Annotated in this window: 23 protein-coding genes; 11 read left to right on the top strand and 12 right to left on the bottom strand. The window is 70.0% G+C overall.

Annotated elements, in window-relative coordinates:
* Nucleotides 1-75 precede the first annotated feature (75 nt).
* Entirely contained in the window at nucleotides 76-2,322 is a 2,247-nt protein-coding gene (locus ACWIHY_RS21595) for a transglycosylase domain-containing protein (protein WP_454377284.1), read from the bottom strand.
* Between the two features lie 407 nt (nucleotides 2,323-2,729).
* Here ACWIHY_RS21595 and ACWIHY_RS21600 point away from each other — a divergent pair, with 407 nt between their 5' ends.
* The gene (locus tag ACWIHY_RS21600) at nucleotides 2,730-3,071 is read left to right on the top strand and encodes a WhiB family transcriptional regulator (RefSeq protein ID WP_189715524.1); all 342 of its coding nucleotides are present in this window, start codon (nucleotides 2,730-2,732) and stop codon (nucleotides 3,069-3,071) included.
* A gap of 11 nt (nucleotides 3,072-3,082) precedes the next feature.
* On the opposite strand, the gene ACWIHY_RS21605 is transcribed toward ACWIHY_RS21600, so the two are convergent.
* A complete protein-coding gene (locus tag ACWIHY_RS21605; protein ID WP_454377285.1) occupies nucleotides 3,083-4,438 on the bottom strand; it encodes an ArsA family ATPase in 1,356 nt (451 codons plus the stop codon).
* On the bottom strand, nucleotides 4,435-5,424 hold the full coding sequence (locus ACWIHY_RS21610) for an ArsA family ATPase (protein WP_454377286.1): 990 nt from the start codon (nucleotides 5,422-5,424) through the stop codon (nucleotides 4,435-4,437). The genes ACWIHY_RS21605 and ACWIHY_RS21610 overlap by 4 nt, the downstream gene beginning before the upstream one ends.
* Before the next feature lie 70 nt (nucleotides 5,425-5,494).
* On the opposite strand from ACWIHY_RS21610, the gene ACWIHY_RS21615 reads away from it, so the two are divergent.
* From ACWIHY_RS21615 to ACWIHY_RS21630, 4 genes are all read left to right on the top strand, one after another.
* The gene (locus ACWIHY_RS21615; protein WP_019355547.1) at nucleotides 5,495-5,656 is read left to right on the top strand and encodes a DUF4177 domain-containing protein; all 162 of its coding nucleotides are present in this window, start codon (nucleotides 5,495-5,497) and stop codon (nucleotides 5,654-5,656) included.
* Nucleotides 5,653-6,123, top strand: a complete 471-nt coding sequence (locus ACWIHY_RS21620) for a RidA family protein (protein WP_454377287.1) — start codon at nucleotides 5,653-5,655, stop codon at nucleotides 6,121-6,123. Before ACWIHY_RS21615 ends, ACWIHY_RS21620 begins: the two co-directional genes overlap by 4 nt.
* 77 nt (nucleotides 6,124-6,200) lie before the next feature.
* Nucleotides 6,201-7,124 (top strand): NUDIX hydrolase, encoded by a 924-nt coding sequence (locus ACWIHY_RS21625; protein WP_454377288.1) that lies wholly within the window; start codon nucleotides 6,201-6,203, stop codon nucleotides 7,122-7,124.
* Nucleotides 7,121-7,951, top strand: coding sequence for an MBL fold metallo-hydrolase (locus ACWIHY_RS21630; protein WP_454377289.1), 831 nt, complete (start codon nucleotides 7,121-7,123; stop codon nucleotides 7,949-7,951). Before ACWIHY_RS21625 ends, ACWIHY_RS21630 begins: the two co-directional genes overlap by 4 nt.
* Nucleotides 7,952-8,046: 95 nt before the next feature.
* Here ACWIHY_RS21630 and ACWIHY_RS21635 read toward each other — a convergent pair whose 3' ends face one another.
* The gene (locus ACWIHY_RS21635; RefSeq protein ID WP_014046869.1) at nucleotides 8,047-8,721 is read right to left on the bottom strand and encodes a Crp/Fnr family transcriptional regulator; all 675 of its coding nucleotides are present in this window, start codon (nucleotides 8,719-8,721) and stop codon (nucleotides 8,047-8,049) included.
* Nucleotides 8,722-8,906: 185 nt separating this feature from the next.
* Between ACWIHY_RS21635 and nth the strand changes: the two genes are divergently transcribed.
* From nth to ACWIHY_RS21655, 4 genes are all read left to right on the top strand, one after another.
* Nucleotides 8,907-9,881, top strand: coding sequence for an endonuclease III (gene nth / locus ACWIHY_RS21640; RefSeq protein WP_454377290.1), 975 nt, complete (start codon nucleotides 8,907-8,909; stop codon nucleotides 9,879-9,881).
* Between the two features lie 64 nt (nucleotides 9,882-9,945).
* Nucleotides 9,946-10,686: an NUDIX hydrolase gene (locus tag ACWIHY_RS21645; protein WP_454377291.1), complete on the top strand. Its 741-nt coding sequence runs from the start codon at nucleotides 9,946-9,948 to the stop codon at nucleotides 10,684-10,686.
* 12 nt (nucleotides 10,687-10,698) lie between these two features.
* Nucleotides 10,699-11,904: a MarP family serine protease gene (locus ACWIHY_RS21650; RefSeq protein ID WP_454377292.1), complete on the top strand. Its 1,206-nt coding sequence runs from the start codon at nucleotides 10,699-10,701 to the stop codon at nucleotides 11,902-11,904.
* A 63-nt stretch (nucleotides 11,905-11,967) separates the two neighbouring features.
* The gene (locus ACWIHY_RS21655) at nucleotides 11,968-13,350 is read left to right on the top strand and encodes a 6-phospho-beta-glucosidase (RefSeq protein WP_454377293.1); all 1,383 of its coding nucleotides are present in this window, start codon (nucleotides 11,968-11,970) and stop codon (nucleotides 13,348-13,350) included.
* A gap of 41 nt (nucleotides 13,351-13,391) precedes the next feature.
* Here the strand turns inward: ACWIHY_RS21655 and ACWIHY_RS21660 are convergent, their stop codons facing one another.
* The 6 genes from ACWIHY_RS21660 to ACWIHY_RS21685 all read right to left on the bottom strand — a co-directional run bounded on the left by ACWIHY_RS21660 (nucleotide 13,392) and on the right by ACWIHY_RS21685 (nucleotide 21,497).
* Nucleotides 13,392-13,580 carry a hypothetical protein gene (locus ACWIHY_RS21660; RefSeq protein ID WP_251061080.1) on the bottom strand — a complete coding sequence of 63 codons (189 nt, stop codon included), beginning with the start codon at nucleotides 13,578-13,580 and terminating at the stop codon, nucleotides 13,392-13,394.
* A gap of 126 nt (nucleotides 13,581-13,706) precedes the next feature.
* Nucleotides 13,707-14,645 carry an alpha/beta fold hydrolase gene (locus ACWIHY_RS21665; protein WP_454377294.1) on the bottom strand — a complete coding sequence of 313 codons (939 nt, stop codon included), beginning with the start codon at nucleotides 14,643-14,645 and terminating at the stop codon, nucleotides 13,707-13,709.
* Nucleotides 14,642-15,106: a phage holin family protein gene (locus ACWIHY_RS21670; RefSeq protein ID WP_454377295.1), complete on the bottom strand. Its 465-nt coding sequence runs from the start codon at nucleotides 15,104-15,106 to the stop codon at nucleotides 14,642-14,644. The genes ACWIHY_RS21665 and ACWIHY_RS21670 overlap by 4 nt, the downstream gene beginning before the upstream one ends.
* Before the next feature lie 97 nt (nucleotides 15,107-15,203).
* Nucleotides 15,204-16,643, bottom strand: coding sequence for a Na+/H+ antiporter NhaA (gene nhaA, locus ACWIHY_RS21675; protein ID WP_454377296.1), 1,440 nt, complete (start codon nucleotides 16,641-16,643; stop codon nucleotides 15,204-15,206).
* A gap of 224 nt (nucleotides 16,644-16,867) precedes the next feature.
* Nucleotides 16,868-18,823 (bottom strand): acetate--CoA ligase, encoded by a 1,956-nt coding sequence (acs, locus tag ACWIHY_RS21680; RefSeq protein WP_454377297.1) that lies wholly within the window; start codon nucleotides 18,821-18,823, stop codon nucleotides 16,868-16,870.
* Between the two features lie 223 nt (nucleotides 18,824-19,046).
* Nucleotides 19,047-21,497, bottom strand: coding sequence for a bifunctional SulP family inorganic anion transporter/carbonic anhydrase (locus ACWIHY_RS21685; RefSeq protein ID WP_454377298.1), 2,451 nt, complete (start codon nucleotides 21,495-21,497; stop codon nucleotides 19,047-19,049).
* Nucleotides 21,498-21,774: 277 nt separating this feature from the next.
* Between ACWIHY_RS21685 and ACWIHY_RS21690 the strand changes: the two genes are divergently transcribed.
* Nucleotides 21,775-23,100, top strand: coding sequence for a hypothetical protein (locus ACWIHY_RS21690; RefSeq protein WP_454377299.1), 1,326 nt, complete (start codon nucleotides 21,775-21,777; stop codon nucleotides 23,098-23,100).
* 183 nt (nucleotides 23,101-23,283) lie between these two features.
* Here the strand turns inward: ACWIHY_RS21690 and ACWIHY_RS21695 are convergent, their stop codons facing one another.
* Nucleotides 23,284-24,270 (bottom strand): ATP-binding protein, encoded by a 987-nt coding sequence (locus ACWIHY_RS21695; protein ID WP_454377300.1) that lies wholly within the window; start codon nucleotides 24,268-24,270, stop codon nucleotides 23,284-23,286.
* Nucleotides 24,271-24,372: 102 nt separating this feature from the next.
* On the opposite strand from ACWIHY_RS21695, the gene ACWIHY_RS21700 reads away from it, so the two are divergent.
* Nucleotides 24,373-25,197, top strand: coding sequence for an oxidoreductase (locus tag ACWIHY_RS21700; protein WP_454377301.1), 825 nt, complete (start codon nucleotides 24,373-24,375; stop codon nucleotides 25,195-25,197).
* A gap of 321 nt (nucleotides 25,198-25,518) precedes the next feature.
* Here the strand turns inward: ACWIHY_RS21700 and ACWIHY_RS21705 are convergent, their stop codons facing one another.
* Entirely contained in the window at nucleotides 25,519-26,397 is an 879-nt protein-coding gene (locus ACWIHY_RS21705) for an HAD family hydrolase (RefSeq protein ID WP_454377302.1), read from the bottom strand.
* Between the last annotated feature and the right edge of the window lie 187 nt (nucleotides 26,398-26,584).

Consider the following 26,584-nt stretch of genomic DNA (forward strand, 5'->3'; position numbering starts at 1 on the left):
GGCGCGCGCCCCGCCGGCGGGGCCCCGGGGGGTTTCCCCCGGCCCGCCCCTCCGTCGTAGGCGGTGACGCCGGGCCTACGGCCCGTTCCCGCCGCGGCCGCCGCCATTGCCGTGGCTGCCGCCGATCAGGTCCGGCGGGATGGAGATGTCGGGCCAGGGGCTGCCGCCGCCGTTGTCCCCACCGCCGTCGCCGGGCTTGCCGTCGTCGTGGCCGCTCTCCTCGTCCTCGTCGTCGCGCTTGTCCCGGTCGCCCTTGCCCTTGTCGGGCTCCGGGATGTGCACGGTGTTGAAGCCGGGCGCCGGCTTGCCGTCCAGCGCGCCGCTCATCGCGTCCTTCCAGATCGGTCCCGGGACCTGACCGCCGAAGACCTTGTCGTGGTAGACGCCACCGATGGTGATGCGCTCCATCGGGACCTGCTTGGCGCCGGCCGCGCCGACCCAGACCGCACCGGCCAGGTTCGGCGTGTACCCGACGAACCAGGCGTTGTGGCGGCCGTCCGTCGTTCCCGTCTTACCGGCGTTGTCCCGGCTGGTGAGCCCCGCCTGCCGGCCCGTACCCGAGTCGACCACGCCCTTGAGCAGGGTGTTGATCGTGTCGGCGGTCTTCTCGGACATCGCCCGCGAGCAGGTCGACTTCGGCACCGGCAGGCTCTTGCCCTGCGCGGTCGTGACCGACTTGATGAAGACCGGCGTGCAGTACGTGCCGCGGTTGGCGAAGGTCGCGTACGCGTTCGCCATCGTGAGCGGCGACATGCCCTCCGTGCCCAGCGAGATCGCGGGCACTTCCTTCAGCTTCTGCCCGTCGGCCTGGATCACGCCGAGCTTGCTGGCCATCTGCGTCACCGGGCAGATGCCGACCTCGGAGATCATCTGGACGAAGTAGGTGTTGACCGACTTCGCCATGGCCTCCTTCATGGCGTACGGCCCGACTTCCTGCTCGTTCTCGTTCTCGACCGTGTCGCCGGTGTTGATCCACGGCCTGTCGCAGGTCTGCACGGGGCTCGGGTACGGCATGTCGTACGGCGCCGAGTAGGTCTTCGTCGCCGGAATGCCCTGCTCTATGGCCGCGGCCGCCACGAACGGCTTGAAGGTCGATCCGGTCGGGAAGCCGTAGGCCGAGCCGCCCATGTTCTTGTTGGCGGAGAAGTTGATCGTCGTCTCGTTGCTCTTGAAGCCGTACGGGCGGGACTGGCCCATGGCGATGACCTTGCCCGTGCCCGGCTCGACGAGCGTGACCGCCGTGGCGATCTTGTCCGACTGGTAGACGTGGTCCTTGATCGACGCCTGCACCGACTCCTGCGCCTGCGGGTCCAGCGTCGTACGGATCTTCAGGCCGCCCTGGTTCCAGACCTTGGCCCGGTCCTCCTTGGTCTTCCCGAAGACCGGGTCGGACAGGAAGACCTCGCGCACGTAGTCGCAGAAGAAACCCGCGCCGGTGACGGCCGTGATGCAGCCGTTCTTCGGCCGGCTGACGTTCAGCTTGATCGGGGTGGCCTTCGCCCGGTCCGCCTCGGCCTGCGACACGTCGCGGACGTCGGCCATGCGCTGGAGCACGATGTTGCGCCGCTTGCTCGCCTCTTCGGCGTCGTTGACCGGGTCGTAGCGGCTCGGCGACTGCACGATGCCGGCCAGCAGCGCGGCCTCCTCCAGCTTCAGGTCCTTGGCGGACTTGCTGAAGTAGCGCTTGGACGCGGACTCGACGCCGTACGCCTGCTGCCCGAAGAAGGTGATGTTGAGGTAGTTCTCGAGGATCTTCTTCTTGCCCAGCTCCTCCTCGACCTGGATCGCGTACTTGAGTTCGCGCACCTTGCGGCCGAGCGTCTGCTGGGTGGCCTGGGCGACCTTGGTGGGGTCGTCGCCGGCCTCCTCGACGAAGACGTTCTTGACGTACTGCTGGGTCAGGGTCGACGCGCCCTGCGAGACTCCGCCCGACTGGGCGTTGCGGTTGGCCGCGCGCAATACGCCCTTGAGGTCGATTGCCCCGTGGTCGTAGAAGCGCGCGTCCTCGATCGCGACGATCGCCTTCTGCATGTACGGGGAGATGTCCTTCAGGTCCACGACGGTGCGGTCACGCGAGTAGACCGTGGCGATGGGCTCGCTGCGCGCGTCGAGGATGGTGGTGCGCTGACTCAGCGGCGGCGTCTTGAGGTTCGCGGGGATTTCGTCGAATCCCTCGACCGTTCCCTTGGCCGCGAGCCCCAGCGCTCCGGCCGCCGGCAGCGCGATGCCCGCCAGTACAGCTCCGGAGAGCGCGGCGACACCGAGGAATTTGGCGGCCTGCTGGGTCCCGGTGAGACCCCCGCCCGAGCGCTTCTTTGGCATGGGGGCAGCCTACGTTCTCATTCGCCGGACACACGTATATGCCTTGGCCTAAGCTGCTCCCAACTGTCACAGCAGTGCGGTTTCGCATCAAGCCCCCTGACACCCCCGGCGTCAAATCCCCCCGTATCGAAAATCTGGCAGAGGCATGTCCGAATACGCCTCATGCGTCACCGGGATTCCGTTGTGGCCTTGCCGAACTGCCCTGCTTCGCCGGGTTGGTCACGTATGCCCTCGGGTCACTCCGTCGGGTGATCTGTCGCTTACGCATAGTCCGTTCGGGCCATTCAAGATTGGGCCCGAAGGGGGTGTTGCGCTGTGCCCACCTTCCGTAACGTCCTCAACTGGCAGCGGTGAATATGCCGCTGCCGCCGTGGGGGAGCCTCGATTCGGGAGAGGACGGCGCCGGTATGGGCTGGGTAACCGACTGGAGTGCGCAGGCAGCCTGCCGCACTACCGATCCGGATGAACTGTTCGTACAAGGAGCAGCGCAAAACAGGGCGAAGGCGGTGTGCACGGGATGTCCGGTGCGGACCGAGTGCCTGGCCGACGCGCTGGACAATCGCGTCGAGTTCGGCGTGTGGGGCGGTATGACGGAGCGGGAACGGCGCGCGCTTCTGCGCCGGCGCCCCACCGTCACGTCCTGGCGCCGGCTCCTTGAGACCGCCCGTACTGAGTACGAGCGCAGCACGGGCATTCTGCCCGAGGACGACGAGAGCGGGGCGTTCATCGAGTACGCGGCTGTGGGTTAGCCCGACCGGAGCTATTCCGGCCGGACGGACTCACCGGGCTCGACGGCCTCAATGTCGGCGAGCCGGTCAGCGATGGCCCGGAGCCCTGCGAGGTCGTGTACGTCGCCGGGGAGGGCGGCTACTTCGGCAACCGCCACCTCGGGGTGGAGTGCGGTGAAGCGGTCGCGCGTTCGCTGTTCACGCGCGAGGACGTGCATGCGTTCCGCATGCAGGCGCAGCAGACCCGCGGTCAGCTGTTCGACGGTGTGGGTGCCGCTGGTGCGGGTGCCGCTCTGGCTCTCGGAGTTCTGATCCGCGGTCTGATCCGTCTGGTCCGGTGAGGATCCGCCTTCGGCTTCGGGAGAGGTGGCCGAGGAGTCACGAACTCCAGCCTTCCCGGTCCCCTGATCCACAATGCCGCCCTCGTCAAGATTTTCTGCGGCGGCAAGGGCCCGTTCGGCCGAGAGCTGAGGGGCGCCGCTGCCGTGGACCCGGTTCAGTACGAGTCCGGCGAACGGCATCTCCTCCGCCGCCAGCCGCTCGACGAAGTACGCGGCCTCGCGCAGGGCGTCCCGCTCCGGTGCGGCGACCACCAGGAACGCCGTACCGGGCGCCTGGAGCAGCCGGTACGTCGCGTCCGCCCGCGTGCGGAAGCCGCCGAACATGGTGTCCATCGCCGCCACGAACGTCTGTACGTCGCGGAGCAGTTGGCCCCCCATCAGCTTGCTGAGCGTGCCGGTCATCATCGACATGCCGACATTGAGGAACTTCATCCCTGCCCGGCCGCCCACCTTCGCGGGCGCCATCAGCACCCGGATGAACTTGCCGTCCAGGAACGAACCGAGGCGCTTGGGCGCGTCGAGGAAGTCCAGCGCGGAGCGGCTCGGCGGGGTGTCGACGACGATCAGGTCCCACTCGTCGCGGGCCCGCAGCTGGCCCAGCTTCTCCATCGCCATGTACTCCTGCGTGCCCGCGAAACCGGCCGACAGGGACTGGTAGAAGGGGTTCTCCAGGATCGCGCGGGCCCGCTCGCCGTCCGCGTGCGCCTCGACGATCTCGTCGAAGGTCCGCTTCATGTCGAGCATCATCGCGGACAGCTCGCCACCGGCCGTCTCGTCTATGCCCTTCACCCGGCGCGGGGTGTTGTCGAGTTCGTCGATGCCCATGGACTGGGCCAGCCTGCGGGCCGGGTCGATGGTGAGGACGACGACCTTGCGGCCGCGCTCGGCCGCCCGTACCCCCAGAGCCGCCGCGGTCGTCGTCTTGCCGACACCGCCCGCGCCGCAGCACACGATGATGCGGGTGGCCGGGTCGTCGAGCAGCGGGTCGATGAGCAGCGCGGGCACCGTGTCCATGGCGTCGGTGGTGTCCGTGGTCTCCAAGGTCATGAAGTTCCCCCAGGGGCGATACGGGTCCGCAGTTCCTTCGCCAGCCGGTACAGCCCCGCGAGGTCCATGCCCTCGCCGAGCAGCGGCAGTTCGTACGTCGCCAGATCCAGCTGGGCCAGCACGGCGCGCTGCTCGCGCTCCAGCTCGACGCGCTGGGCGTGCTCCGCGGCCTGTTCGAGGAGCGGGTCGACGAGGCGCTCGGCGAGGCCGCCGCGGCGCGCGCCGCCCAGGCCGGCCTGGGAGAGCGCCTTGGCCACGGAGGTGCGCTGTTCGCCCGCCGCGGTGCGCAGGGCGTCCTCGTCGAGGAGGTGCGGGCGGACCATGTTCACGATGACGTTGCCGACGGGCAGTTCGGCGGCGTGCAGCTCGGCGATGCCGTCGGCGGTCTCCTGGACCGGCATCTCCTCCAGCAGCGTCACCAAGTGGACGGCGGTCTCGGGCGACTTGAGTACGCGCATGACGGCCTGGGCCTGGTTGTGTATCGGGCCGAACCTGGCCAGCCCGGCGACCTCGTCGTTCACGTTCAGGAAGCGCGTGATCCGGCCCGTGGGCGGCGCGTCCATCACGACGTAGTCGTACGAGAAACGGTTCTGCTTGTCCCGGCGGCGGACCGCTTCGCAGGCCTTGCCGGTGAGCAGCACGTCTCTGAGACCCGGCGCGATGGTGGTCGCGAAGTCGATCGCGCCGAGCTTCTTGAGCGCCCGGCCGGCCCCTCCGAGCTTGTAGAACATCTGGAGGTAGTCGAGAAGGGCGCGTTCGGCGTCTATCGCGAGGGCGTACACCTCCCCGCCGCCCGGTGCGACCGCGATCTTCCTCTCCTCGTACGGAAGTGCTTCCGTCTCGAAGAGCTGCGCGATCCCCTGCCTGCCCTCGACCTCCACGAGGAGGGCGCGTTTGCCCTCCGTCGCGAGGGCGAGCGCGAGTGCCGCGGCCACCGTGGTCTTTCCGGTACCGCCCTTGCCACTGACGACCTGGAGCCTGCTCACGCCTTTGAGCCTAACCAGTCGGCGCCCGGGCTACGCAGGAGGTGTCTGTGGCAGGCACTACAGTCGCCGTATGACCAAGTGGGAATACTCGACCGTGCCCCTTCTCGTGCACGCGACCAAGCAGATTCTGGACACCTGGGGCGAGGACGGCTGGGAGCTCGTCCAGGTCGTGCCCGGGCCCAACAACCCCGAGCAGCTGGTGGCCTACCTGAAGCGGGAGAAGCAGGCATGACCGGTGTTGTCGAGGCGAAGCTCGCCGAGCTCGGCCTGACGCTTCCGGAGGTCGTACCTCCGATCGCCGCGTACCAGCCGGCCGTGCAGTCGGGCGTGTACGTCTACACCGCGGGCCAGCTCCCGATGGTGGAGGGCAAGCTTCCGTGCACCGGCAAGGTCGGTGCGGAGGTCACGCCCGAAGAGGCGAAGAACCTGGCGCGTACGTGCGCGCTGAACGCCCTGGCCGCCGTCAAGTCGGTCACCGGCGACCTGGACCGCATCGCGCGTGTCGTGAAGGTCGTCGGCTTCGTCGCCTCCGCCGCGGACTTCACCGGCCAGCCGGCCGTGATCAACGGCGCGAGCGAGCTGCTGGGCGCGGTGCTCGGCGACAAGGGTGTGCACGCGCGCAGCGCGGTCGGCGTGACGGTGCTGCCGCTCGACGCGCCGGTCGAGATCGAGATCCAGGTCGAGCTCACCTCAGCCTGACGGCGGCGGCGCCGGTCCGGATCTTCCGGGCCTCTGATCCTCTCGAACATCCAACCGGGAGCGGATAGCCTCCGGCCATGTCCAATGGTCAGTGGTACCCGCCCGAGTGGCCGGACCGTATCCGTGCCCTCGCCCGTGGTGAACTCACCGCCGTGCCCCCCAAGAGGGCCGCCACCGTGATGCTCCTGCGGGACACGGCGGGGGGCCCCGCCGTGCACATGCTGCGCAGACGCGCCTCCATGGCCTTCGCCGGAGGCGCGTACGCGTACCCGGGCGGCGGCGTGGATCCGCGCGACGACGACCATCAGGTGGGCTGGGCGGGCCCGTCCCTCGACCACTGGGCTCGGCGCCTGGGCGTGGACCCGGCGTCGGCGCAGGCCATCGTGTGCGCGGCGGTGCGTGAGACGTACGAGGAAGCCGGTGTGCTGCTCGCGGGCCCGACGGCCGGCACCGTGGTCGGCGACACGACCGGGGACGACTGGGAGGCCGACCGGCAGGCGCTGGTGGAGCGGGAGTTGTCCTTCGCGGACTTCCTCCAGCGGCGGTCGCTGGTACTGCGCTCCGACCTGCTGGGTGCGTGGGCGCGCTGGATCACCCCCGAGTTCGAGCCCAAGAGGTACGACACGTGGTTCTTCGTCGCGGCGCTGCCGGCCGGCCAGCGGACCCGTAACGCCTCGACGGAGGCCGACCGCACGGTGTGGATCAGCCCCGCGGAGGCCGCCGCCGGCTACGACAAGGGCGAGCTGCTGATGATGCCGCCGACGATCTCGACGCTGCGTACGCTCCAGCCGTACGCCACGGCCGCCGGGGCGCTCGCGGGCGCGGCGGAGCAGGACATGACGCCGGTGCTCGCGCAGGCGCGCCTGGAGGGCGACCAGGTGGTTCTGAGCTGGCCGGGCCACGACGAGTTCACGAAGCGCATCGGGGGCACAAGGGGCTCGGAGCAGGCTGGAAGCACCGGAAGCACCGGAAGCACCGACAGCACGGGAGGCACCGCATGACCGACGCAGCCGCGCTTCCCGGACAGCCCCGCGGCGGGGTCCTCTCCGGGCCGGCCACCGACCGCGCCGTCAACGTCCTCGCCCCGAACGCTTCGGCGATGACGCTCGACGGCACCAACACCTGGATCGTCTCCGAGCCCGGCTCGGAACTGGCGGTCGTCATCGACCCGGGGCCGCTGGACGACCTACACCTGCGGGCGGTGATCGACACGGCGGAGAAGGCGGGCAAGCGCGTCGCGCTGACCCTCCTGACGCACGGCCACCCCGACCACGCGGAGGGCGCGGGGCGCTTCGCCGAGCTGACGCGTACGTCGGTGCGGGCCCTGGACCCCGCGCTGCGGCTCGGGGGCGAGGGGCTCGCGGCGGGGGACGTCATCACCACCGGGGGCCTGGAGCTGCGTGTGGTGCCGACGCCGGGGCACACCGCCGACTCGCTGTGCTTCCACCTGCCGGCGGACCGGGCCGTACTGACGGGCGACACCGTCCTCGGGCGCGGCACGACGGTCGTGGCGCACCCGGACGGGCGGCTCGGCGACTACCTCGACTCGCTGCGGCGGCTGCGTTCGCTGGCGGTCGACGACGGGGTGCACACGGTGCTGCCGGGCCACGGGCCCGTGCTGGAGGACGCGCAGGGCGTGGTCGAGTACTACCTGGCCCACCGGGCGAACCGGCTGGCGCAGGTCGAGACGGCCGTCGAGAGCGGGTACGTGAGGGCCTCGGAGGTCGTCGCCCACGTGTACGCGGACGTGGACCGGTCACTGTGGCCGGCCGCCGAGCTCTCGGTGCGGGCGCAGCTGGAGTACCTGCGGGAGCACGGGCTCATCTAGCGCGAGCGGGCGCGGACTCGGTCAGGGGGCCGGGAACGCGGAAGGGCCGCCCCTGTCAGGGGCAGCCCTTCCGGCGTCCGTACGCTTCGCCCGTCCTAGCGCGAGCGCTTTGCCAGCCGCTCCACGTCCAGCAGGATCACGGCCCGCGCCTCCAGGCGCAGCCAGCCGCGGCCCGCGAAGTCCGCGAGGGCCTTGTTGACCGTTTCGCGGGACGCGCCGACCAGCTGGGCCAGCTCTTCCTGCGTCAGGTCGTGCACGACGTGGATGCCCTCCTCGGACTGCACACCGAAGCGGCGTGACAGGTCGAGGAGCGCGCGGGCGACACGGCCCGGCACGTCGGAGAAGACCAGGTCGGACATCTGGTCGTTGGTCTTGCGCAGCCGGCGGGCGACCGCGCGGAGAAGGGCCGTGGCCACCTCCGGGCGGGCGTTCAGCCAGGGCTGGAGGTCGCCGTGGCCGAGGCCGAGCAGCTTGACCTCCGTCAGGGCGGTGGCGGTGGCGGTACGCGGGCCCGGGTCGAAGAGCGACAGCTCTCCGATCAGCTCGCCGGGTCCGAGGACGGCCAGCATGTTCTCGCGGCCGTCGGGGGAGGTGCGGTGCAGCTTCACCTTGCCCTCGGTGACCACGTACAGGCGGTCGCCGGGGTCGCCCTCGTGGAAGAGGGCGTCGCCGCGAGCGAGCGTCACCTCACTCATCGAGGCGCGGAGCTCCGCGGCCTGCTCGTCATCGAGCGCCGCGAAGAGCGGGGCGCGCCGCAGAACGTCGTCCACGAGTTCTCTCCTTGTCGACCTGCTCATCACGGGAACCGTGGTCACCATGATGCCGGACGGTAAAACAGTGCGATCAATCACAAGTTTGACGTACCGGCGTGCCCGACCGTGCGGCAGGGGGCCGATTGGGGTGGCAATTGGCTGTGACCGGGGCGGATGTCAGTGCCGGGCTTTAGGCTGGCCGGGTGTCCAAATCGCCGGTGAGAGTGGAGCCCAAGGGGGCCGGACAGGTGACCGAAGGCCGTAATTCCGCTGTGGGCGAACAAGTTCCGGCCCAGCCCAAGAATGCCGCAAAAGAGGTAAAACCGACCAAGCCTGCGAAGGCTGCGGGGAAGGCCGCGACGCCCGCTGCGAAGCCCGCGACGGCGGAGAAGCCGGCGAAGCCCGCCAAGCCCGAGTCGCGCCTCGCCATGGTCCGGCGCGCCCGCCGGATGAACCGTGAGCTGTCCGAGGTCTATCCGTACGCCCATCCCGAGCTCGATTTCGAGAACCCCTTCGAGCTGCTGGTCGCCACCGTCCTCTCCGCCCAGACCACCGACCTGCGGGTCAACCAGACCACCCCGGCGCTCTTCGCCAAGTTCCCCACGCCCGAGGACATGGCGGCCGCGGACCCCGAGGAGCTGGAGCAGCTGATCCGGCCGACGGGATTCTTCCGTGCCAAGGCGCGATCGCTGCTCGGCCTGTCCGCCGCTCTCCGGGACAACTTCGACGGCGAGGTCCCCGGCCGTCTGAAGGACCTCGTCACGCTGCCCGGTGTCGGCCGCAAGACCGCCAACGTGGTCCTCGGTAATGCGTTCGGCGTGGCCGGCCTGACCGTGGACACCCACTTCGGCCGACTCGTGCGGCGCTGGAAGTGGACCGAGCACGAGGACCCCGAGAAGGTCGAGGCGGACATCGCCGCGATCTTCCCCAAGACCGAGTGGACGATGCTCTCGCACCGGATCATCTTCCACGGCCGCCGCGTCTGCCACTCCCGCAAGCCGGCCTGCGGCGCCTGCCCGATCGCGCATCTGTGCCCGTCCTACGGCGAGGGCGAGACGGATCCGGAGAAGGCCAAGAAGCTCCTCAAGTACGAGATGGGGGGCTATCCGGGACAGCGGCTGAAGCCCCCGCCCGGCTACCCGGGCGCGCCCGCGCCCCCGCTGGGGGCCGCCGAGTGACGTGGGCGCGCGATTGCGCGGAACGAACGGGCCCGGTTCGGGCGTTGTGACGACGGGGGTGCCTATGACGCGTGGGAGCGAGACATACGACGGCGGGGTGGCCGCGGCTGCCGGGACCGCCGAGCCGGCCGGTCCGGCCGAAGTCGCCGTGACGAGCAGCGGGCTGCCCGCCTGGCTCGACCCGGTGGCCGAAGTCGCCCGGTCCGTACGTCCCGAGCAGCTCAGCCGCTTCCTGCCGCCGGAGAGCGGCGCCGGGCGCCAGTCGGCCGTACTGATCCTCTTCGGCGAAGGGGAGCAGGGACCTGAGTTGCTGCTCATGGAGCGGGCCGGCAGCCTCCGCTCGCACGCCGGGCAGCTGAGCTTCCCCGGCGGCGCCCTCGACCCCGCCGACGGTGATCCGGAGACGACGGGGCCGCTGCGTGCGGCGCTGCGCGAGGCCGAGGAGGAGACCGGGCTCGATCCCTCGGGTGTCCAGGTCTTCGGCGTACTGCCCCGTCTCTACATCCCCGTCAGCAATTTCGTCGTGACGCCCGTTCTCGGCTGGTGGCGCGAGCCGAGCCCCGTCGGCGTCGTCGATTCCGCCGAGACGGCTAGCGTGTTCACGGTTCCCGTGGCGGATCTCACGGACCCGGCGAACCGCGTGACGAGCGTGCATCCGCGCGGCCACACCGGCCCGGCGTTTCTGGCCGGACCCGCTCTGGTCTGGGGTTTCACGGCCGGCGTGATCGACAAGATCCTTCACTACGCGGGCTGGGAGCGGCCCTGGGACCGCTCCAGGCAGGTCCCGCTCGACTGGCGCGCGTGACAGGGTGGCCATGTGAACGTCCTGGACATCTTGTTGCTGGTCGCGGCGGTGTGGTTCGCGATCGTCGGGTACCGACAGGGATTCGTCGTCGGCATTCTGTCGGTGATCGGCTTCCTGGGCGGCGGCCTGGTCGCGGTCTATCTGCTGCCGTTCCTGTGGGACCAGCTGACTGACGGATCGGAAGTCAGTTCGACCGCCGCCGTCGTCGCGGTCATCGTCGTGATCGTGTGCGCCTCGGTGGGCCAGGCCTTCACCACCCACCTCGGCAACAAGCTCCGCAGATACATCACCTGGTCGCCCGCCCGCGTCCTGGACGCCTCCGGCGGCGCGCTGGTCAACGTCGTCGCGATGCTCCTGGTCGCCTGGTTGATCGGCTCCGCGCTCGCGGGCACCTCGCTGCCCACACTGGGCAAGGAGGTCCGTAACTCCAAAGTGCTCCTCGGTGTGTCGCGCGTGATGCCCGACCAGGCGAGCATGTGGTTCACGGACTTCAGCTCGGTGCTCGCCCAGAACGGCTTCCCGCAGGTCTTCAGCCCCTTCTCCAACGAGCCGATCACCGAGGTCAAGGCTCCGGACCCGGCGCTCGCCGGCAGCCCCGTCGCCGCCCGCGCCAAGAAGTCCATCGTCAAGGTCGTCGGTACGGCGCAGAGCTGCGGCAAGGTCCTCGAAGGCACCGGCTTCGTCTTCGACAGCCGCCGTGTCATGACCAACGCGCATGTCGTCGGCGGCGTGGACGAGCCGACCGTGCAGATCGGCGGCGAGGGCCGCCGGTACGACGCCACCGTGGTGCTCTACGACTGGGAGCGCGACATCGCCGTACTGGACGTCCCCAACCTCGACGCACCCGCGCTGGAGTTCACGGCCCCCGACCGCGACGCCCGCAGCGGCGACAGCGCGATCGTCGCCGGCTTCCCGGAGAACGGCGCGTACGACGTCCGGTCCGCCCGCGTCCGCGGCCGGATCAACGCCAACGGCCCCGACATCTACCACCGCGGCACGGTCCAGCGAGACGTCTACTCGCTCTTCGCGACCGTCCGGCAGGGCAACTCGGGCGGCCCGCTGCTGACGCCCGACGGCAAGGTCTACGGCGTCGTCTTCGCCAAGTCCCTCGACGACGCCGAGACGGGATACGCCCTGACGGCCGACGAGGTGCGCGAGGACGTCCGTCTCGGCCGGGTCGCCAACCAGCAGGTCGACAGCCAGGGATGCGCGCTCTGAGAAGGCGCGACTGAACGGGCGCGTTCCGGGAGGGCGCGCCCCGAGAGACGGCGGGTACAGCAGATGCGTCTGACCATCCTCGGGGGCGGCGGCTTCCGTGTCCCTCTCGTGTACGGCGCGCTCCTGCGCGACCGCGCCGGGGGCCGCGTCACTCACGTCACCCTCCACGACCTGGACCGGGCCCGGCTGACCGCCATCGCCCGGGTCCTGGCCGACCAGGCCGACGGGGTCACGGACGCGCCGTCCGTGACCGTGACCACCGACCTCGACGAGGCGCTGCGCGGCGCCGACTTCGTCTTCTCCGCCATCCGCGTCGGCGGACTGGAGGGCAGGGCCGCCGACGAACGGGTCGCCCTCGCCGAGGGCGTCCTGGGTCAGGAGACGGTCGGCGCGGGCGGCATCGCGTACGGACTGCGCACGGTGCCGGTGGCCGTCGACATCGCGCGTCGCGTCGCGCGGCTCGCCCCCGACGCCTGGGTCATCAACTTCACCAACCCGGCCGGACTGGTCACCGAGGCCATGTCCCGCCACCTCGGCGACCGAGTCATCGGCATCTGCGACTCGCCGGTCGGCCTCGGCCGGCGCGTCGCCCGGGTGCTCGGCGTGGCGGACCCGGCGCGGGCGCGGCTCGACTACGTCGGGCTCAACCACCTCGGCTGGCTGCGCGGGGTGTACGCCGACGAGCAGTCCGGGACCGGCGCCGCGGTCAATCTGCTCCCGGCTCTGTTCGACGACGAGAGCGCGCTGACCTCGTTCGAGGAGGGCCGGCTCTTCGGACCCGATTGGCTGCGCTCGCTCGGGTCCGTCCCCAACGAGTACCTGCACTACTACTACTTCAACCGCGAGACGGTCACCGCCTACCGTGAGGCGAAGCAGACCCGCGGGGCCTTCCTCCGCGACCAGCAGGCCCGCTTCTACGAAGGCATGGCGGACCGCGCGACGGCGTCGGGCGCCCTGGCCGCGTGGGACCGCACGCGCGCCGAGCGCGAAGCCACGTACATGGCGGAGAACCGGGAGGCGGCGGGCGCGGGCGAGCGCGCCGCCGACGACCTGGAGTCCGGCGGGTACGAGTACGTCGCGCTCGCCCTGATGCGGGCCATCGCCCGCGACGAGCGCGCCACGCTCATCCTCAACGTCCGTAACCGGGGCACCCTGTCGCTGCTCGACGCGGCAGCCGTCGTCGAAGTCCCGTGCCTGGTCGACTCGACCGGCGCCCGCCCCGTCGCCGTATCACCGCTGACCGGCCACGAGGCGGGCCTGGTGGCCGCGGTCAAGGCGGTGGAGCGGTGCGTACTGGAAGCGGGGGAGAGCGGGTCGGCGCGGGCGGCTGTGAAGGCGTTCGCCCTGCACCCGCTCGTCGACTCCGTCGGGGTGGCGCGCAGGCTCCTCGACGGCTACCGCAGCGCGCACCCCGGACTCGATTACCTCAAGTCCGGGGCTCGGTAGCGTCCGTAGCGTCGGTAGGTTCAGGTGTTTGAGTAGTAGCTTCAGTCGCGGGGATGGCGCAGCCGCGCCGAGACCCAGCGGGCCCTGCGGCGGAGGATGCGCGGAATCCCGATCGCGCGGGAAGGCGGGCCGTGGCCCTGATCCTGCGGACCGCCCCCTTCGTGGGTGCTCAGCGCTGTGGCCGAGCGGCGGTTGCGTGCTGCGTCACCGTAGTCGTGCGTCCAGCCCATACCCCGACGTTTGCCCGTGCCCCAAGGTCCGTAATCGCGTCGGGGGCAGCCAATTGGCCTATGCGCGAGGCAATTGGCTGTTCGTAGGACAAGCGTTCAAGCGAGGTATGGCGGGCTGACGTCCGATCAGCGGTCGGGCTCGGGATCCTTCAGCCAGTTGACCAGCTCGGCCGAGAAGGCCGCCGGGTCCTCCTCGTGCGGGAAGTGGCCGAGACCGTCGAACAGCCGCCACCGATACGGTGCTTCGACGTACTCACCGGAACCCGCGGCGCTTCGGGTGCGCATCACCGGGTCCAGCGAACCGTGCAGATGCAGCGTCGGCACCCGTACGGGCCGTTTCATGCGTCGGTTGAACTGAATGCCGTCCGGCCGCGCCATCGACCGCACCATCCAGCGGTACGGCTCGATCGAGCAGTGCGCCGTCGACGGAATCGACATCGCCCGCCTGTACACGTCGACGTCCTCGTCGTCCGGCAGCCGGGGACCCGACCAGTCGCGGACCAGCCGGCCCACCAATGCCGCGTCGTCCGCCATCAGCTGACGCTCCGGCAGCCACGGCCGCTGGAAGCCCCAGACGTACGATCCGGCCCGCGTCTGCGACACGTCGGAGAGCATCGCCGAGCGCCAGCGCCGCGGATGCGGCATCGAGGAGACCGCGAGCCGGCGTACCAGCTTGGGCCGCATCACGGCCGCCGTCCACGCCAGGTAGCCGCCCAGGTCGTGGCCGACGAGCGCCGCGTCCGGCTCGCCGAGCGAACGCACCACACCCGTGATGTCGAGCGCGAGGTTCGCCGGGTCGTAGCCCCGCGGCGTACGGTCGCTGCCGCCCACGCCCCGCAGGTCCATCGCCACGGCCCGGAACCCGGCGTCGGCCAGCGCGGTCATCTGGTGCCGCCACGTCCACCAGAACTGCGGAAAGCCATGCAGCAGCATCACGAGCGGCCCGTCCCCGACTTCCGCGATGTGGAAGCGCGCGCCATTGGCCGCGACGTCGCGATGGGTCCATGGGCCGTCGGGACGTACGACAGAGAGGGGGGAGGCGGAGCCGGAATCTGGGGCGGTCATGTGGATGAGCGTGCCACAGCCACCGCCTTGTCACCGACCTGGCGCGGATGAGGCTTGACGCCCTGGAGCACGGCCGCGGTCTGCTTGGCCGAGGCGATGCTCTTCTCCGGGGGCTTGACCTTCTTGAACTTGGTGACGGCGATCAGCGCCAGCAGACCCGCCAGCAGCAGAAACGCTCCGCCCACGATCAGGAAGGACCAGGCGAGCCCGAGCCCCAGGTTGTGGATGCCGTACGCCGCGGCGAAGCTCAGCACCGGCAGGGAAAAGAGCGCGAACACCCCCGCGACACCGATCGCCGTGCCGCCCGTGCCGACGCGCTTGGCGTCCTGTCGCAGCTCGGCCTTGGCCAGTGCGATCTCGTCGTGCATGAGTGCGGACATCTCGGCGGTCGCCGACGCGACCAACTGGCCGAGGCTGCGGTCGACGCTGTCAGCCGTCGCTGTGCGGGCGGGGTCGCTCATCGCTCTCTCCCTCTTCTACGTCTACTACGTCGTGTGCGTGGTGCGTACTGCGTGTTGTGCGTCTGCTACGTCTGCTACGTCTGTACCTGATGTCGAATCATGCCGGACTGTCGTCCTTGCCGCTGGATGCCCCCGCGAGTTCCGCCAGCCTGCGGTGTTCGGCGGCCTTCGCCTCGTGGATCGCGGCCATCCGCAAGTGGTACTCCGGCTGGCCGAGCTCGTAGATGTCCGGGATGCCGTCCTGGTCCTCGTCGCGCTCCTCGTCCTCGACCATCGCGCGGTACTTGCGTACCCGCAGCTTGAGGAGAATCCCGGACAGCAGGGCGGCGAACAGCGATCCGATGAGGACGGACGCCTTGATCCGGTCGGTGAGCGCGGCGTCCCCGGTGAAGGCGAGTTCCCCGATGAGCAGCGAGACCGTGAAGCCGATCCCGGCCAGGGAGGCGATGGCGAAGACGTCCGGCCAGGCGAGGGCGTCGTTGAGCTCGGCCTTGGTGAAGCGGGCCGCGAGCCACGTGCCGCAGAAGATGCCGAAGGCCTTGCCGACCACCAGCCCGAGGACGACGCCGAGCGTCTCGGGCTGGGTGAATACGCCGCCGATCGCACCGCCGGTGACGGAGACGCCGGCCGAGAACAGCGCGAACAGCGGCACGGCGATGCCCGCGGAGATAGGCCGGACCAGGTGCTCGATGCGCTCACCGGAGGAGGGCGTGTCGCCGTTGCCGTCCCGGGTGCAGCGCAGCATCAGGCCCATCGCGACACCGGCGATGGTGGCGTGTACGCCGCTGTTGTACATCAGGCCCCAGATCACCAGGGCGAGCGGTACGTAGAGGTACCAGCCGCGCACGCGCTTGCGCAGCAGCAGCCAGAAGACGGCCAGGCCCGCGACCGCGCCGCCGAGCGCGGCGAAGTTGAGGTCGCTGGTGAAGAAGACGGCGATGATCAGGATGGCGAACAGGTCGTCCACGACGGCCAGGGTGAGCAGGAAGGCGCGCAGCGCGGACGGCAGCGAGGTGCCGATCACGGCGAGGACGGCCAGCGCGAAGGCGATGTCGGTGGCCGTCGGCACGGCCCAGCCGTCCAGCGACCCGTCCCCGGCCAGGTTGACCACGACGTACACGAGGGCCGGTGCGAGCATGCCGCTGAGCGCGGCGATCACGGGGAGGGCGGCGGCCCTGGGGTCGCGCAGTTCGCCGGCGACCAGTTCGCGCTTGAGCTCGATGCCGGCGACGAAGAAGAAGACGGCGAGAAGACCGTCGGCCGCCCAGTGCTGGAGCGAGAGGTCGAGGCCGAGGGACGCGGGGCCGATGTGGAAGTCGCGTACGGACTCATAGCTGTCGCTGAGGCCGGTGTTGGCCCAGATCAGCGCGACGATCGCGGCTGTCAGCAGAAGCACGCCGCCGACCGTCTCGGTGCGCAGCGCGTTCGCGACGTAGGTGCGCTCGGGGAGCGAGAGCCGTCCGAGGAACGTGCGGGTGCCGGGCGGGGGCGGCGGTGCCGACGGGCTGGACGGTGCGGTAGGGCGGGGCGCGGCCACGGGTGAGACCTCCGGTCGGTGGGCAGCATGGAGCACATTGCCGACCAGACTTCCCGGCACCCCTGTGGAGTTTTGACGCGTTCCTGACGCGAGCGACCACTCTACCGGGGCGCGCAAGGGTGCAATCCGGTGATCTTCACTTTACGAGCAGAACGGACAGAACGGTCAGTCGGCACGGAGAGCCGACTGACCGTTCTGGACCCTTGACGACGTGTCCGGAGCCCTCAGTCCTCGCTGGACGCGCTCGGAAGCTTCGTCTGGATGAGGTCCATCACCGAGGAGTCGGTGAGCGTGGTGACATCACCCAGCTGCCGGTTCTCGGCGACGTCCCGCAGCAGCCGTCGCATGATCTTGCCGGAGCGGGTCTTGGGCAGCTCGGCGACCGGCAGGATCCGCTTCGGCTTGGCGATGGGGCCGAGGGTGGCGCCGACATGATTGCGGAGTTCGGCGACGAGGGTGTCCGTCTCGGACGCCGTACCGCGCAGGATCACGAAGGCGACGATCGCCTGGCCGGTCGTCTCGTCGGCCGCGCCGACGACCGCCGCCTCGGCGACCGATGGGTGGGAGACGAGCGCCGACTCGACCTCGGTGGTCGAGATGTTGTGGCCGGACACCAGCATCACGTCGTCGACCCGGCCGAGCAGCCAGATGTCGCCGTCGTCGTCCTTCTTGGCGCCGTCACCCGCGAAGTACTTGCCGGGGAAACGGGACCAGTACGTGTCGATGAACCGCTGGTCGTCGCCCCAGATCGTACGGAGCATGGACGGCCACGGCTCGGTCAGGACGAGGTAGCCGCCGCCCCCGTCGGGGACCTCGTTCGCCTCGTCGTCGACGACGGTCGCGCCGATGCCGGGCAGGGCGCGCTGCGCGGACCCGGGCTTGGTCGCGGTGACGCCGGGCAGCGGAGAGATCATCATCGCGCCGGTCTCGGTCTGCCACCAGGTGTCCACGATCGGGGTCTTGCCGGCGCCGATGTTCTCCCGGTACCAGATCCACGCCTCGGGGTTGATCGGCTCGCCGACCGAGCCGAGGATGCGGAGACTGCTCAGGTCGAACTTGGCGGGGATGTCGTCCCCCCACTTCATGAACGTCCGGATCGCGGTCGGCGCGGTGTAGAGGATCGTGACGCCGTACTTCTGCACGATCTCCCAGAAGCGGCCCTGGTGCGGGGTGTCGGGCGTGCCCTCGTACATGACCTGCGTCGCGCCGTTGGCCAGCGGTCCGTACACGATGTACGAATGCCCGGTCACCCAGCCGATGTCGGCCGTGCACCAGTAGACGTCGGTCTCCGGCTTGAGGTCGAAGACGGCGTTGTGGGTGTACGCGGTCTGGGTGAGGTAGCCGCCGGACGTGTGCAGAATGCCCTTCGGCTTACCCGTCGTGCCGGACGTGTAGAGGATGAAGAGCGGGTGCTCGGCGTCGAAGGCCTCGGGGGTGTGCTCGGCGGACTGGCGGGCGACGATCTCGTGCCACCACACGTCCTTGCTGTCGTTCCATGCGGTGTCCTGGCCCGTGCGGCGTACGACCAGAACGTGCTCCACCTGCGGGCACTTGGCGACGGCCTCGTCGATGGCGGGCTTGAGGGCGGAGGGCTTGCCGCGCCGGTAACCGCCGTCGGAGGTGATGACGAGCTTCGCGTCGGCGTCCTGGATGCGGGAGGCGACGGCGTCGGCCGAGAAGCCGCCGAAGACCACCGAGTGCGCGGCTCCGATGCGGGCGCAGGCCAGCATCGCCACGGCGGCCTCGGGAATCATCGGCAGGTAGACGGCGACCCGGTCGCCCTTCCGCACGCCCAGCTCCGTCAGGGCGTTGGCCGCGCGCGAGACCTCGTCCTTGAGCTCGGCGTAGGTGATCGCGCGGGTGTCGCCCGGCTCGCCCTCGAAGTGGATGGCGACGCGGTCGCCGTGGCCGGCCTCGACGTGGCGGTCGACGCAGTTGTACGCGACGTTGAGCCTGCCGTCGGCGAACCACTTGGCGAACGGCGGGTTCGACCAGTCGAGCGTCTCGGTCGGCTCGGTGGCCCAGGTGAGCCGCCGGGCCTGCTCGGCCCAGAAGCCCAGCCTGTCTGCCTCGGCCTGCTCGTACGCCTCCGCCGTGACGTTGGCGTTCGCGGCCAGCTCGGCAGGCGGCGCGAAGCGGCGCTCCTCCTTCATGAGGTTGGCCAGGCTTTCGTTGCTCACGACATCTCCCATTCCCAGGGCGTCCGATGTGTCCCGTGCCCTAGCTCATCAGTCCCGTGCCCGGGTGACAAGAGCCTTCCGGAAATTGGTTTAGACCTGTGAGCTGCGGCGGGCCGCATCCGGGCCGGTGTTCTTGGCGGCGTACGGCCCTCCTCGCCGTCCGGCGCGGGGAGGGCCATACGGTCTCACGGACGCGGCGCCGGATCGGTTCAGGCGCGTCGGTTCAGGAGCGCGCCGCCTGGAGCCAGCCGTCCGCCTCCGAGTCCTCGGCCGGGCCGACCCGGTCGAAGACCTCCTCGGTCTCCCCGATCCGGACCCCGTCCTGGAGCAGGTACGCCTGGGCCTCGCCGACATGGAAGTACATGCCGTGCAGCTCGAGCGTGCCCTCGTCGAGCCGCCGCCGCACCGCGTCGTGGGTACGCAGATGCTCCAACTGCTGGACCACATTGGTCAGGCAGAGCTGCTCGACCGCGTCGGCCGGCAGCCGCCCCGAGATCCGCGCCCAGGAGTGCTTCCTGCTGCGCATCCGTTCCAGGCTGGGCGTACCGTGCCGCAGCCAGCGCCGCAGCGGTGTCCGGGCTCCGTCCGGCGGCGTGTTGAGCGGCGTATTGAGCAGTGCCTGCATCGCGCCGCAGCCCGAGTGCCCGCAGATGGTGATGGACTGCACCTTCAGTACGTCCACGGCGTACTCGATGGCGGCTCCCACCGAGTCGTCCGCGCTCTCCGCACCGGGCGGCGGCACCAGATTGCCCACGTTGCGTACGGTGAAGAGGTCGCCGGGGCCACTGGACGTGATCATGCTCGTCACCAGGCGCGAGTCGGCGCAGGTGATGAAGAGCTGCGACGGCGTCTGCCCCTCGCGGGCGAGCCGCGCCAGCTCCTCGCGCACCAGTGGTGCCGTATTCCGCTGGAACGCACTCAGCCCGGTCGCGAGTTGGCCTGCGCTTGCGCCGGCCCGGCCCGGGTCGGCAGACGACGGGGCGGTGGCGTGGTCGTCGCAGTGGTGGTTGCGCCACGGGGTCCACGGCCTGCAGCAGGTGTGGGTGGAGTGCGCGCTGCGAGGGGTGGTGCCGGTGGGACCGTCGGAATCGGCGCCGGAGGACGGGCCGGTGAAGCGGTGGCCGGAACGCCCCGTGATCTCCACCCGACCGCCCTGCGCGGCATGGGTGTCCTGCCAGTCCTTGAGCGTCTCGTAGGCCGCGTGGTCCATGAACGACCCGTCCAGTTCCACGACCGCCCCGGACCCTTGGGGCACCTGGTGCAGTGCCCGGCTCAGCCGTGGCACCGCCAGGAAGGTCAACTGTCCGCGCACCCGGATGTGGTGGACGCCGTCCGGTGTCGTCTCCGTGGTGACATGGGTCTTGGCCAGCCGGTGGAGTGCCACCGCGACTGCCACCGCGACCCCGATCGCCACACCTTCCAGCACACCGAGGAGGACGACCCCGGCGATCGTCACCACGTAGACGAGCATCTCCCGGTGCCGGGAGGCGCTGCGGATGTGCGTGATGCTCACCATCTGGAAGCCGACGAGCATCACCAGCGCGGCGAGCGCGGGCAGCGGGATCAGGTCGAGGGCGGGCACGAGGAACAGCGCGGCGAGCACGATCCACAGGCCGTGCAGCATCGTCGAGTGCCGACTGACCGCACCCGCCGACACGTTGGCGACGCTGCGTACGGCGACACCGGCGACCGGCAGTCCGCCGAGCGCGCCGGACACGACGTTCGCGGCGCCCTGCCCGGCCAGTTCACGGTCCAGATTCGAACGCGCCACCTCGGTCCGTGGCTGCTTGCGGGCGGCCACCAGTTTGTCCACGGCGACGGCCGACAGCAGTGACTGCACGCTGGTGACCAGCGTGACGGTCAGCACGGCCGCGGCGATGCCGAGCACCGGACCGTGCGGCAGCCCCGGTAGCGCGTGACTGGTCCAGGACGGCAGGTCGACGTGCGGCACGTTCATCCCGGCCAGCGCGGAGAGCGTGGCCGCGGCGGCCACGGCGACCAGGGCGGCCGGGACCTTCCGGGCGACCCGGCCCGTACGCCCCGGGATGCGCGGCCAGATGAGCAGCACGGCGAGGGTGAGGACGCTCACCACGGTGGCCGGCCCGTGCAGGTCGGCCAACTGGGCGGGCAGGACCCGGACGTTGTCGACGGCGGAGCTTTCGGGGCTGCCGCCGAGGACGATGTGCAGCTGCGCCAGCGCGATGGTGACGCCGATGCCGGCGATCATGCCGTGCACGATCGCCGGACTGACGGCGAGGGCGGAACGGGCCACGCGCACGGCGGACAGAGCGAGTTGGGTCACGCCGGCCAGGACTGTGATGGCGCAGGTGACGCGCCAGCCGTACTGCTGGATCAGGTCGGCGGTGACCACCGTGAGACCGGCGGCCGGCCCGCTGACCTGGAGCGGAGCGCCGCCGAACCGGCCGGCGACGAGGCCGCCGACAGCGGCGGCGACCAGGCCGGCCTGGAGGGGGGCGCCGGTGGCCAGGGCGATGCCCAGGGAGAGCGGCAGCGCGATCAGGAAGACGCAGATCGAGGCGGACAGGTCCGCTCCCGCGATACGCAGACGGGGCCGGCGGCCACCGCTGGGCGGGGGGCTGTGCGGACGCTTGAGTCGGGATGCGCCGGTGGCGCGCGAGGAGCGGTCGGTGCGGGTGGGGACGCAGGCAGACATGGTTCCCGTCTCCTCCGGGGCAGCGCGGTCGCGGAAAGTGGGACGCGGCCGTGGGTCACGGCGTGCAGCGGCGGGATTTTCAACTCTCGGTAAATGAATAGTAATGCAGAGTAAAGAACTAAAGGGGTGAATAGGTGCAAATGGCTGAAGCTTCACCTGTTTCAGTGAATAAATAATTTAAGCGGCTTGTCATATCAATCCCTCTGTCGGGGCGTGCGAGGTTTGCCCGGCTGTGTCGGTTTTCAGCTCATACGACTGACGGAAGAGGGTGGGCGGAATGATGGCCGCCAAGAAGAGGATCGTCTTCGGCGTCACCGCCGTGGCCTTGGCCGGCGCGCTCGCCGCCTGCTCGGGGCCGGGCGGCCCGGGCTCACCGGGCCCCGAGCAAGGCGCCCACGGAGCAAAGAAGAACGCGCCGAAAGCGGCGCCCAAGAGTGCGGTACGCCTGATCGGCGACGGCTCGACGGCGTACACGGGTCGGCAGCCGCACCTGCCCAGGCCCGAGCGGCTGAAGCCCGGTCAGAAGCCTCCGCAGTTCGTGGTGTTCTCGTGGGACGGAGCCGGCGAGGACAGCCAGCGGCTCTTCTCCCACTTCCGCGAGGTCGGCAAGAAGTACGACGCGACGATGACGTACTTCCTCAGCGGTGTGTACCTGCTACCGGAGGACAAGCGGCACCTCTACGACCCGCCGCAGCATTCCACGGGCCGTTCGGACATCGGCTTCAACGACGTCGCGGGAATCAGCGACACGGTCGACCAGCTGCGCGGCGCCTGGCTGGAGGGCAACGAGATCGGCACGCACTTCAACGGCCACTTCTGCGGCAAGGACGGCGGTGTCGGCACCTGGTCCACGGACGAGTGGAAGAGCGAGATCGCACAGGCCAAGGCGTTCGTGAAGCGCTGGAAGACCAACTCGGGCCTGCAGAACGCCAAGCCGCTGCCGTTCGACTACGACAAGGAGCTCGTCGGCGCCCGCACCCCGTGCCTCGAGGGGCAGAAGAACATGATGCTGGCCGCGAAGGACCTGGGCTTCCGCTACGACTCCAGCGGGGTCGGCAAGCAGGTGTGGCCGAAGAAGACCGAGGGCCTGTGGGACATGCCGCTCCAGCTGGTCCCGGTGCCCGGACGAGCCTTCGAAACGCTCTCGATGGACTACAACTTCATGGTCAACCAGTCGGGAACGGTCAAGGGCGATCCGTCCCGGCACACGTTCTGGGGCAACCAGATGCGGGACGGCCTGCTGGAGGCCTTCGACCGTTCGTACAACGGGAACCGCGCCCCGCTGATCATCGGCAACCACTTCGAGTCCTGGAACGGCGGCACGTACATGCGCGCCATCGAGGAGACGATCAAGACGGTCTGCGTGAAGCAGGACGTGCGCTGCGTCTCCTTCAGGCAGGTGGCCGACTGGCTGGACGCGCAGGATCCGCAGGTGCTGGAGAAGATGCGCACCCTGGAGGTCGGAGCGGCCCCGACGGAGGGCTGGGCGTCATTCCTGACCGCCCAGCCCGCGCCCGCAGCCGCGTCCGGCCACCCGGACGCCGCCCACCCCGACGCGGCTGAGGCGAGCGCCGGTGTGCCCTCCCCCGGTCAAGCCGGCTGAACGGCCCTGACCTCCGCGAACCGCTCCCCGAGGACGAAGGCGGGATCGACCTGCGTGGCCGGGCAGATCCCTCTTCCGGCGCCCCTCGCACCGCTCGGCGCCGGGGGCGCCTCCCGGGCTTCGGGTCGCCGCGCCGGACTCCGTCCATCCGGCCCGCCTCCACGCGTGGGCCCGACGGCGGCTTCAGGAGGGCTGGGAAACCAGCATCGACTCCCTGAGCACGAAAGCGGGATCGACCTGTGCGGCCAGGTCGGTGCCCGTCTTCGCGTTGCCCCAGCTCTCGGCGTTCTTCAGGTGGAAGTGCACCATCTGGCGCGTGTAGCGCTCCCAGTCGCGCTCGGAGTACGAGTCCTCCGCGGCATTCTGCAGGGCCTGGAGGGCGAGGCGGTTGTCGGCCTCCAGAAGCTCGAAGCGGGAGGGGCGGCCCTTCTCCATCGCGCGGACCCAGTCGGACGCGCGGACGGTGACCAGAAGGTCGTCGCCCACCTGCTCGCGCAGAAAGTCGATGTCGTCCTGGCCCTGCACCTTGTTGCCGATGACCTTGAGGGATACGCCGTAGTCCCGGGCGTACTCCTTGTACTGGCGGTATACGGACACCCCCTTGCGGGTCGGTTCGGCCACCAGGAAGGTCATGTCGAAACGGGTGAACATGCCGGAGGCGAAGGAGTCGGAGCCGGCCGTCATGTCGACGACGACGTACTCCTCGGGACCGTCGACGAGGTGGTTGAGGCACAGCTCGACCGCCCCGATCTTGGAGTGGTAGCAGGAGACGCCCAGATCCGACTCGGTGAACGGGCCGGTGGCCATCAGCCGGATCTCACCGTCGTCGAGCCGGACGGTACGGGCGCACGCGTCGTACACGGGGTTGTCCTCATCCACCCGCAGCAGACGCGAACCCTCTCCCGGCGGCGTCGTCTTGATCATGGTGGTGGCGGAGGCGATGCGGGGATTGGAGCCGCGCAGGTAGTCCTTGATGAGGGACAGGTGCGCGCCCATCGCCGGCAGCGCGGCGGCCTCGGCCTCGTCGAGGCCGAGCGCGGCGCCCAGGTGCTGGTTGATGTCGGCATCCACGGCGACGACCGGGGCCTCGTTGGCGGTGAGGTGGCGAATGAAGAGCGAGGACAGCGTCGTCTTGCCGCTGCCGCCCTTCCCTACGAAAGCGATCTTCATGTTCGCCAAGGGTAATCGCATGATCGCGTGCCGTGCGCACGGTGAGTGAAGAAGACCACTCCAAGGTGGGGCGCGTGCCAAGGGTGCGTAGGCTTCTTACTTATGAGTACGACTGCTGATCCACTCGCGGCGCTGGTCGCGCTGCCCGGCGTGCCCGAGGCCGTGGACTCCGTACGCAAGGCCGTCGACCGGGTCTACGGGCACCGCGTCATGCGGCGCCGCAGCAACGAGATCACCGCGGAGGCGGCCCTGCGGGGCTCCCGCGGCTCGGCGGCCCTTTCGGGTGCGGACTGGGCGCTGGAGGAGGTGCGCCGGCGTACCGACTTCAGCATCGACGAGGAGTCCCGGAGGGTCGGCGCGGCGCTGCGGCTGACCGCTGAGGCCGGGCAGTTGCTCTCCATCTGGCGCCAGTCGCCACTTCGGGTCCTGGCCCGGCTGCACCTGGTGGCCGCGGGCGGCGCCGGGGTGTCCGACGAGCTGGTGGGCCGGCCGCGGCTCGCGGGCGAGACGGTGGACGAGCCCCTGGTCGAGCTGCCGCTGCCCGGCGCCGACGAGGTGGCGGGCCGGCTCGAGGGACTTTCGGAGCTCATCATCGCGGGCGGTTCCGCGCCGGCGCTGGTGACGGCAGCCGTGGTGCACGGTGAGCTGATGGCGCTGCGGCCCTTCGGCTCGCACAACGGCCTGGTGGCGCGCACCGCCGAGCGCATCGTGTTGATCGGCAGCGGCCTCGACCCGAAGTCGGTCTGCCCGGCGGAGGTCGGGCACGGCGAACTGGGGCGCGCGGCGTACGTCGCGGCGCTGGAGGGCTACGTCTCGGGGACCCCGGACGGCATGGCGGCGTGGATCACGCACTGCGGGCGCGCGGTGGAACTGGGGGCCAGGGAGTCGACGGCTGTGTGCGAGGCGCTTCAGCGCGGAGCTGCCTGAGCTTTCCCGGCCGCTTCAGGCCCGGACAAGGGGTTGCGGCGGTACCAGTAACTGGTACCGCCGCTGGCATGTCCGCCGAGTTACCATGCGTCCTCGAATTTATGCCCATCAGGTCGGGAACTTTGCCCGTCACCTGGTGCGGTGGCCCGTAATCGACGGGTCGACGTCGCGTGGGTGCTCAACTTCCATGCTCGGTCCGTGGGGCCTTACTGCGTTCTCGGTCATCCTCTCGGATGTCCCTGGTCTCGCGGGCCGTTAAATCCTTTGTACTCCTGAAGCCGGGGAAGCGAAAGCCCTGGACGTGCTTCTTTGCATTCTGGTTCAAATGCGGGCAAAGCTTTCGTATTGTCTGCGGGCCCGCCTCCGGCCGGGCCTGCGGCTGACGTACCAGACCAGGCCGGCGGTCGCCGCGGCCGCTCCGACCGCGGCTGCGGCGACGAGCGCGGGGCGGGGCGGCATGGAGAACGCGGGCAGTCGCTGCTTGAGGCGGACCGGCCGGTTGAAGACGAGAATCGGCCATTCGCGGGCGACCGCCTCGCGGCGCAGCGCCCGGTCCGGATTGACCGCGTAGGGGTGGCCGACGGACTCGAGCATGGGGACGTCGGTGGCCGAATCGCTGTACGCGTAACAGCGCTCCAGGTCGTACCCCTCGGATGCGGCGAGCTCCTTGATCGCCTCGGCCTTGGTGGGGCCGTACGCGTAGTACTCCACTTCGCCCGTGAAGCAGCCGTCGTCACCGACGACCATCCGCGTTGCCACGACGCGGTCGGCCCCCAGGAGCTCACCGATCGGCTCGACCACCTCCGCCCCGGAAGTGGAGACGATCACGACGTCGCGGCCGGCCGTGTGGTGCTCCTCGATGAGGGAGGCAGCCTCGTCGTAGATGATCGGGTCGATCAGGTCGTGCAGCGTCTCGGCGACGATCTCCTTGACCTGCTGGACGTTCCAGCCCTTGCAGAGCGCGGAGAGGTACTCGCGCATGCGCTCCATCTGGTCGTGGTCCGCGCCACCGGCGAGGAACACGAACTGGGTGTACGCGGTGCGCAGAGCGGCTCTGCGGTTGATCAGTCCGCCTTGATAGAAGGACTTGCTGAAGGTCAGCGTGCTCGACTTCGCAATGACGGTCTTGTCGAGGTCGAAGAAGGCGGCTGTTCGCGGCAAGGAGCGTTTTTCCACGAGGCGAGCATAGGCGCCCACCATTCGGCGTACGCTGTGGCGCGTGGGTTTGCCTGAGAAGGCTCTCGGGTACACCATGGAAGTCACGGATCGTTCGCGACCGTGCTACCCCGGTCCGACTCCTCCCCCCCCGAGTCGGCCGTGGAGACGACCCCCGTTCTCCCCCCCGACGGGGGTCGTCGCATGTCCGGATGCTTTTCTGCCTTCCGGT

The sequence above is a fragment of the Streptomyces sp. NPDC055287 genome (assembly GCF_053646035.1).

Excerpts from the sequence above, each read along its gene's own strand:
- ACWIHY_RS21685 (WP_454377298.1), bottom strand. The coding sequence starts at position 21,497 with ATGTCTGCCTGCGTCCCCACCCGCACCGACCGCTCCTCGCGCGCCACC.
- ACWIHY_RS21655 (WP_454377293.1), top strand. The coding sequence starts at position 11,968 with ATGCGTCTGACCATCCTCGGGGGCGGCGGCTTCCGTGTCCCTCTCGTG.
- ACWIHY_RS21625 (WP_454377288.1), top strand. The coding sequence starts at position 6,201 with ATGTCCAATGGTCAGTGGTACCCGCCCGAGTGGCCGGACCGTATCCGT.
- ACWIHY_RS21700 (WP_454377301.1), top strand. The coding sequence starts at position 24,373 with ATGAGTACGACTGCTGATCCACTCGCGGCGCTGGTCGCGCTGCCCGGC.
- ACWIHY_RS21615 (WP_019355547.1), top strand. The coding sequence starts at position 5,495 with ATGACCAAGTGGGAATACTCGACCGTGCCCCTTCTCGTGCACGCGACC.
- ACWIHY_RS21645 (WP_454377291.1), top strand. The coding sequence starts at position 9,946 with ATGACGCGTGGGAGCGAGACATACGACGGCGGGGTGGCCGCGGCTGCC.
- ACWIHY_RS21600 (WP_189715524.1), top strand. The coding sequence starts at position 2,730 with ATGGGCTGGGTAACCGACTGGAGTGCGCAGGCAGCCTGCCGCACTACC.
- ACWIHY_RS21690 (WP_454377299.1), top strand. The coding sequence starts at position 21,775 with ATGATGGCCGCCAAGAAGAGGATCGTCTTCGGCGTCACCGCCGTGGCC.
- ACWIHY_RS21630 (WP_454377289.1), top strand. The coding sequence starts at position 7,121 with ATGACCGACGCAGCCGCGCTTCCCGGACAGCCCCGCGGCGGGGTCCTC.
- ACWIHY_RS21660 (WP_251061080.1), bottom strand. The coding sequence starts at position 13,580 with ATGGGCTGGACGCACGACTACGGTGACGCAGCACGCAACCGCCGCTCG.
- ACWIHY_RS21605 (WP_454377285.1), bottom strand. The coding sequence starts at position 4,438 with ATGACCTTGGAGACCACGGACACCACCGACGCCATGGACACGGTGCCC.
- ACWIHY_RS21595 (WP_454377284.1), bottom strand. The coding sequence starts at position 2,322 with ATGCCAAAGAAGCGCTCGGGCGGGGGTCTCACCGGGACCCAGCAGGCC.
- ACWIHY_RS21705 (WP_454377302.1), bottom strand. The coding sequence starts at position 26,397 with ATGGTGGGCGCCTATGCTCGCCTCGTGGAAAAACGCTCCTTGCCGCGA.
- ACWIHY_RS21665 (WP_454377294.1), bottom strand. The coding sequence starts at position 14,645 with ATGACCGCCCCAGATTCCGGCTCCGCCTCCCCCCTCTCTGTCGTACGT.
- ACWIHY_RS21670 (WP_454377295.1), bottom strand. The coding sequence starts at position 15,106 with ATGAGCGACCCCGCCCGCACAGCGACGGCTGACAGCGTCGACCGCAGC.
- ACWIHY_RS21695 (WP_454377300.1), bottom strand. The coding sequence starts at position 24,270 with ATGAAGATCGCTTTCGTAGGGAAGGGCGGCAGCGGCAAGACGACGCTG.
- ACWIHY_RS21620 (WP_454377287.1), top strand. The coding sequence starts at position 5,653 with ATGACCGGTGTTGTCGAGGCGAAGCTCGCCGAGCTCGGCCTGACGCTT.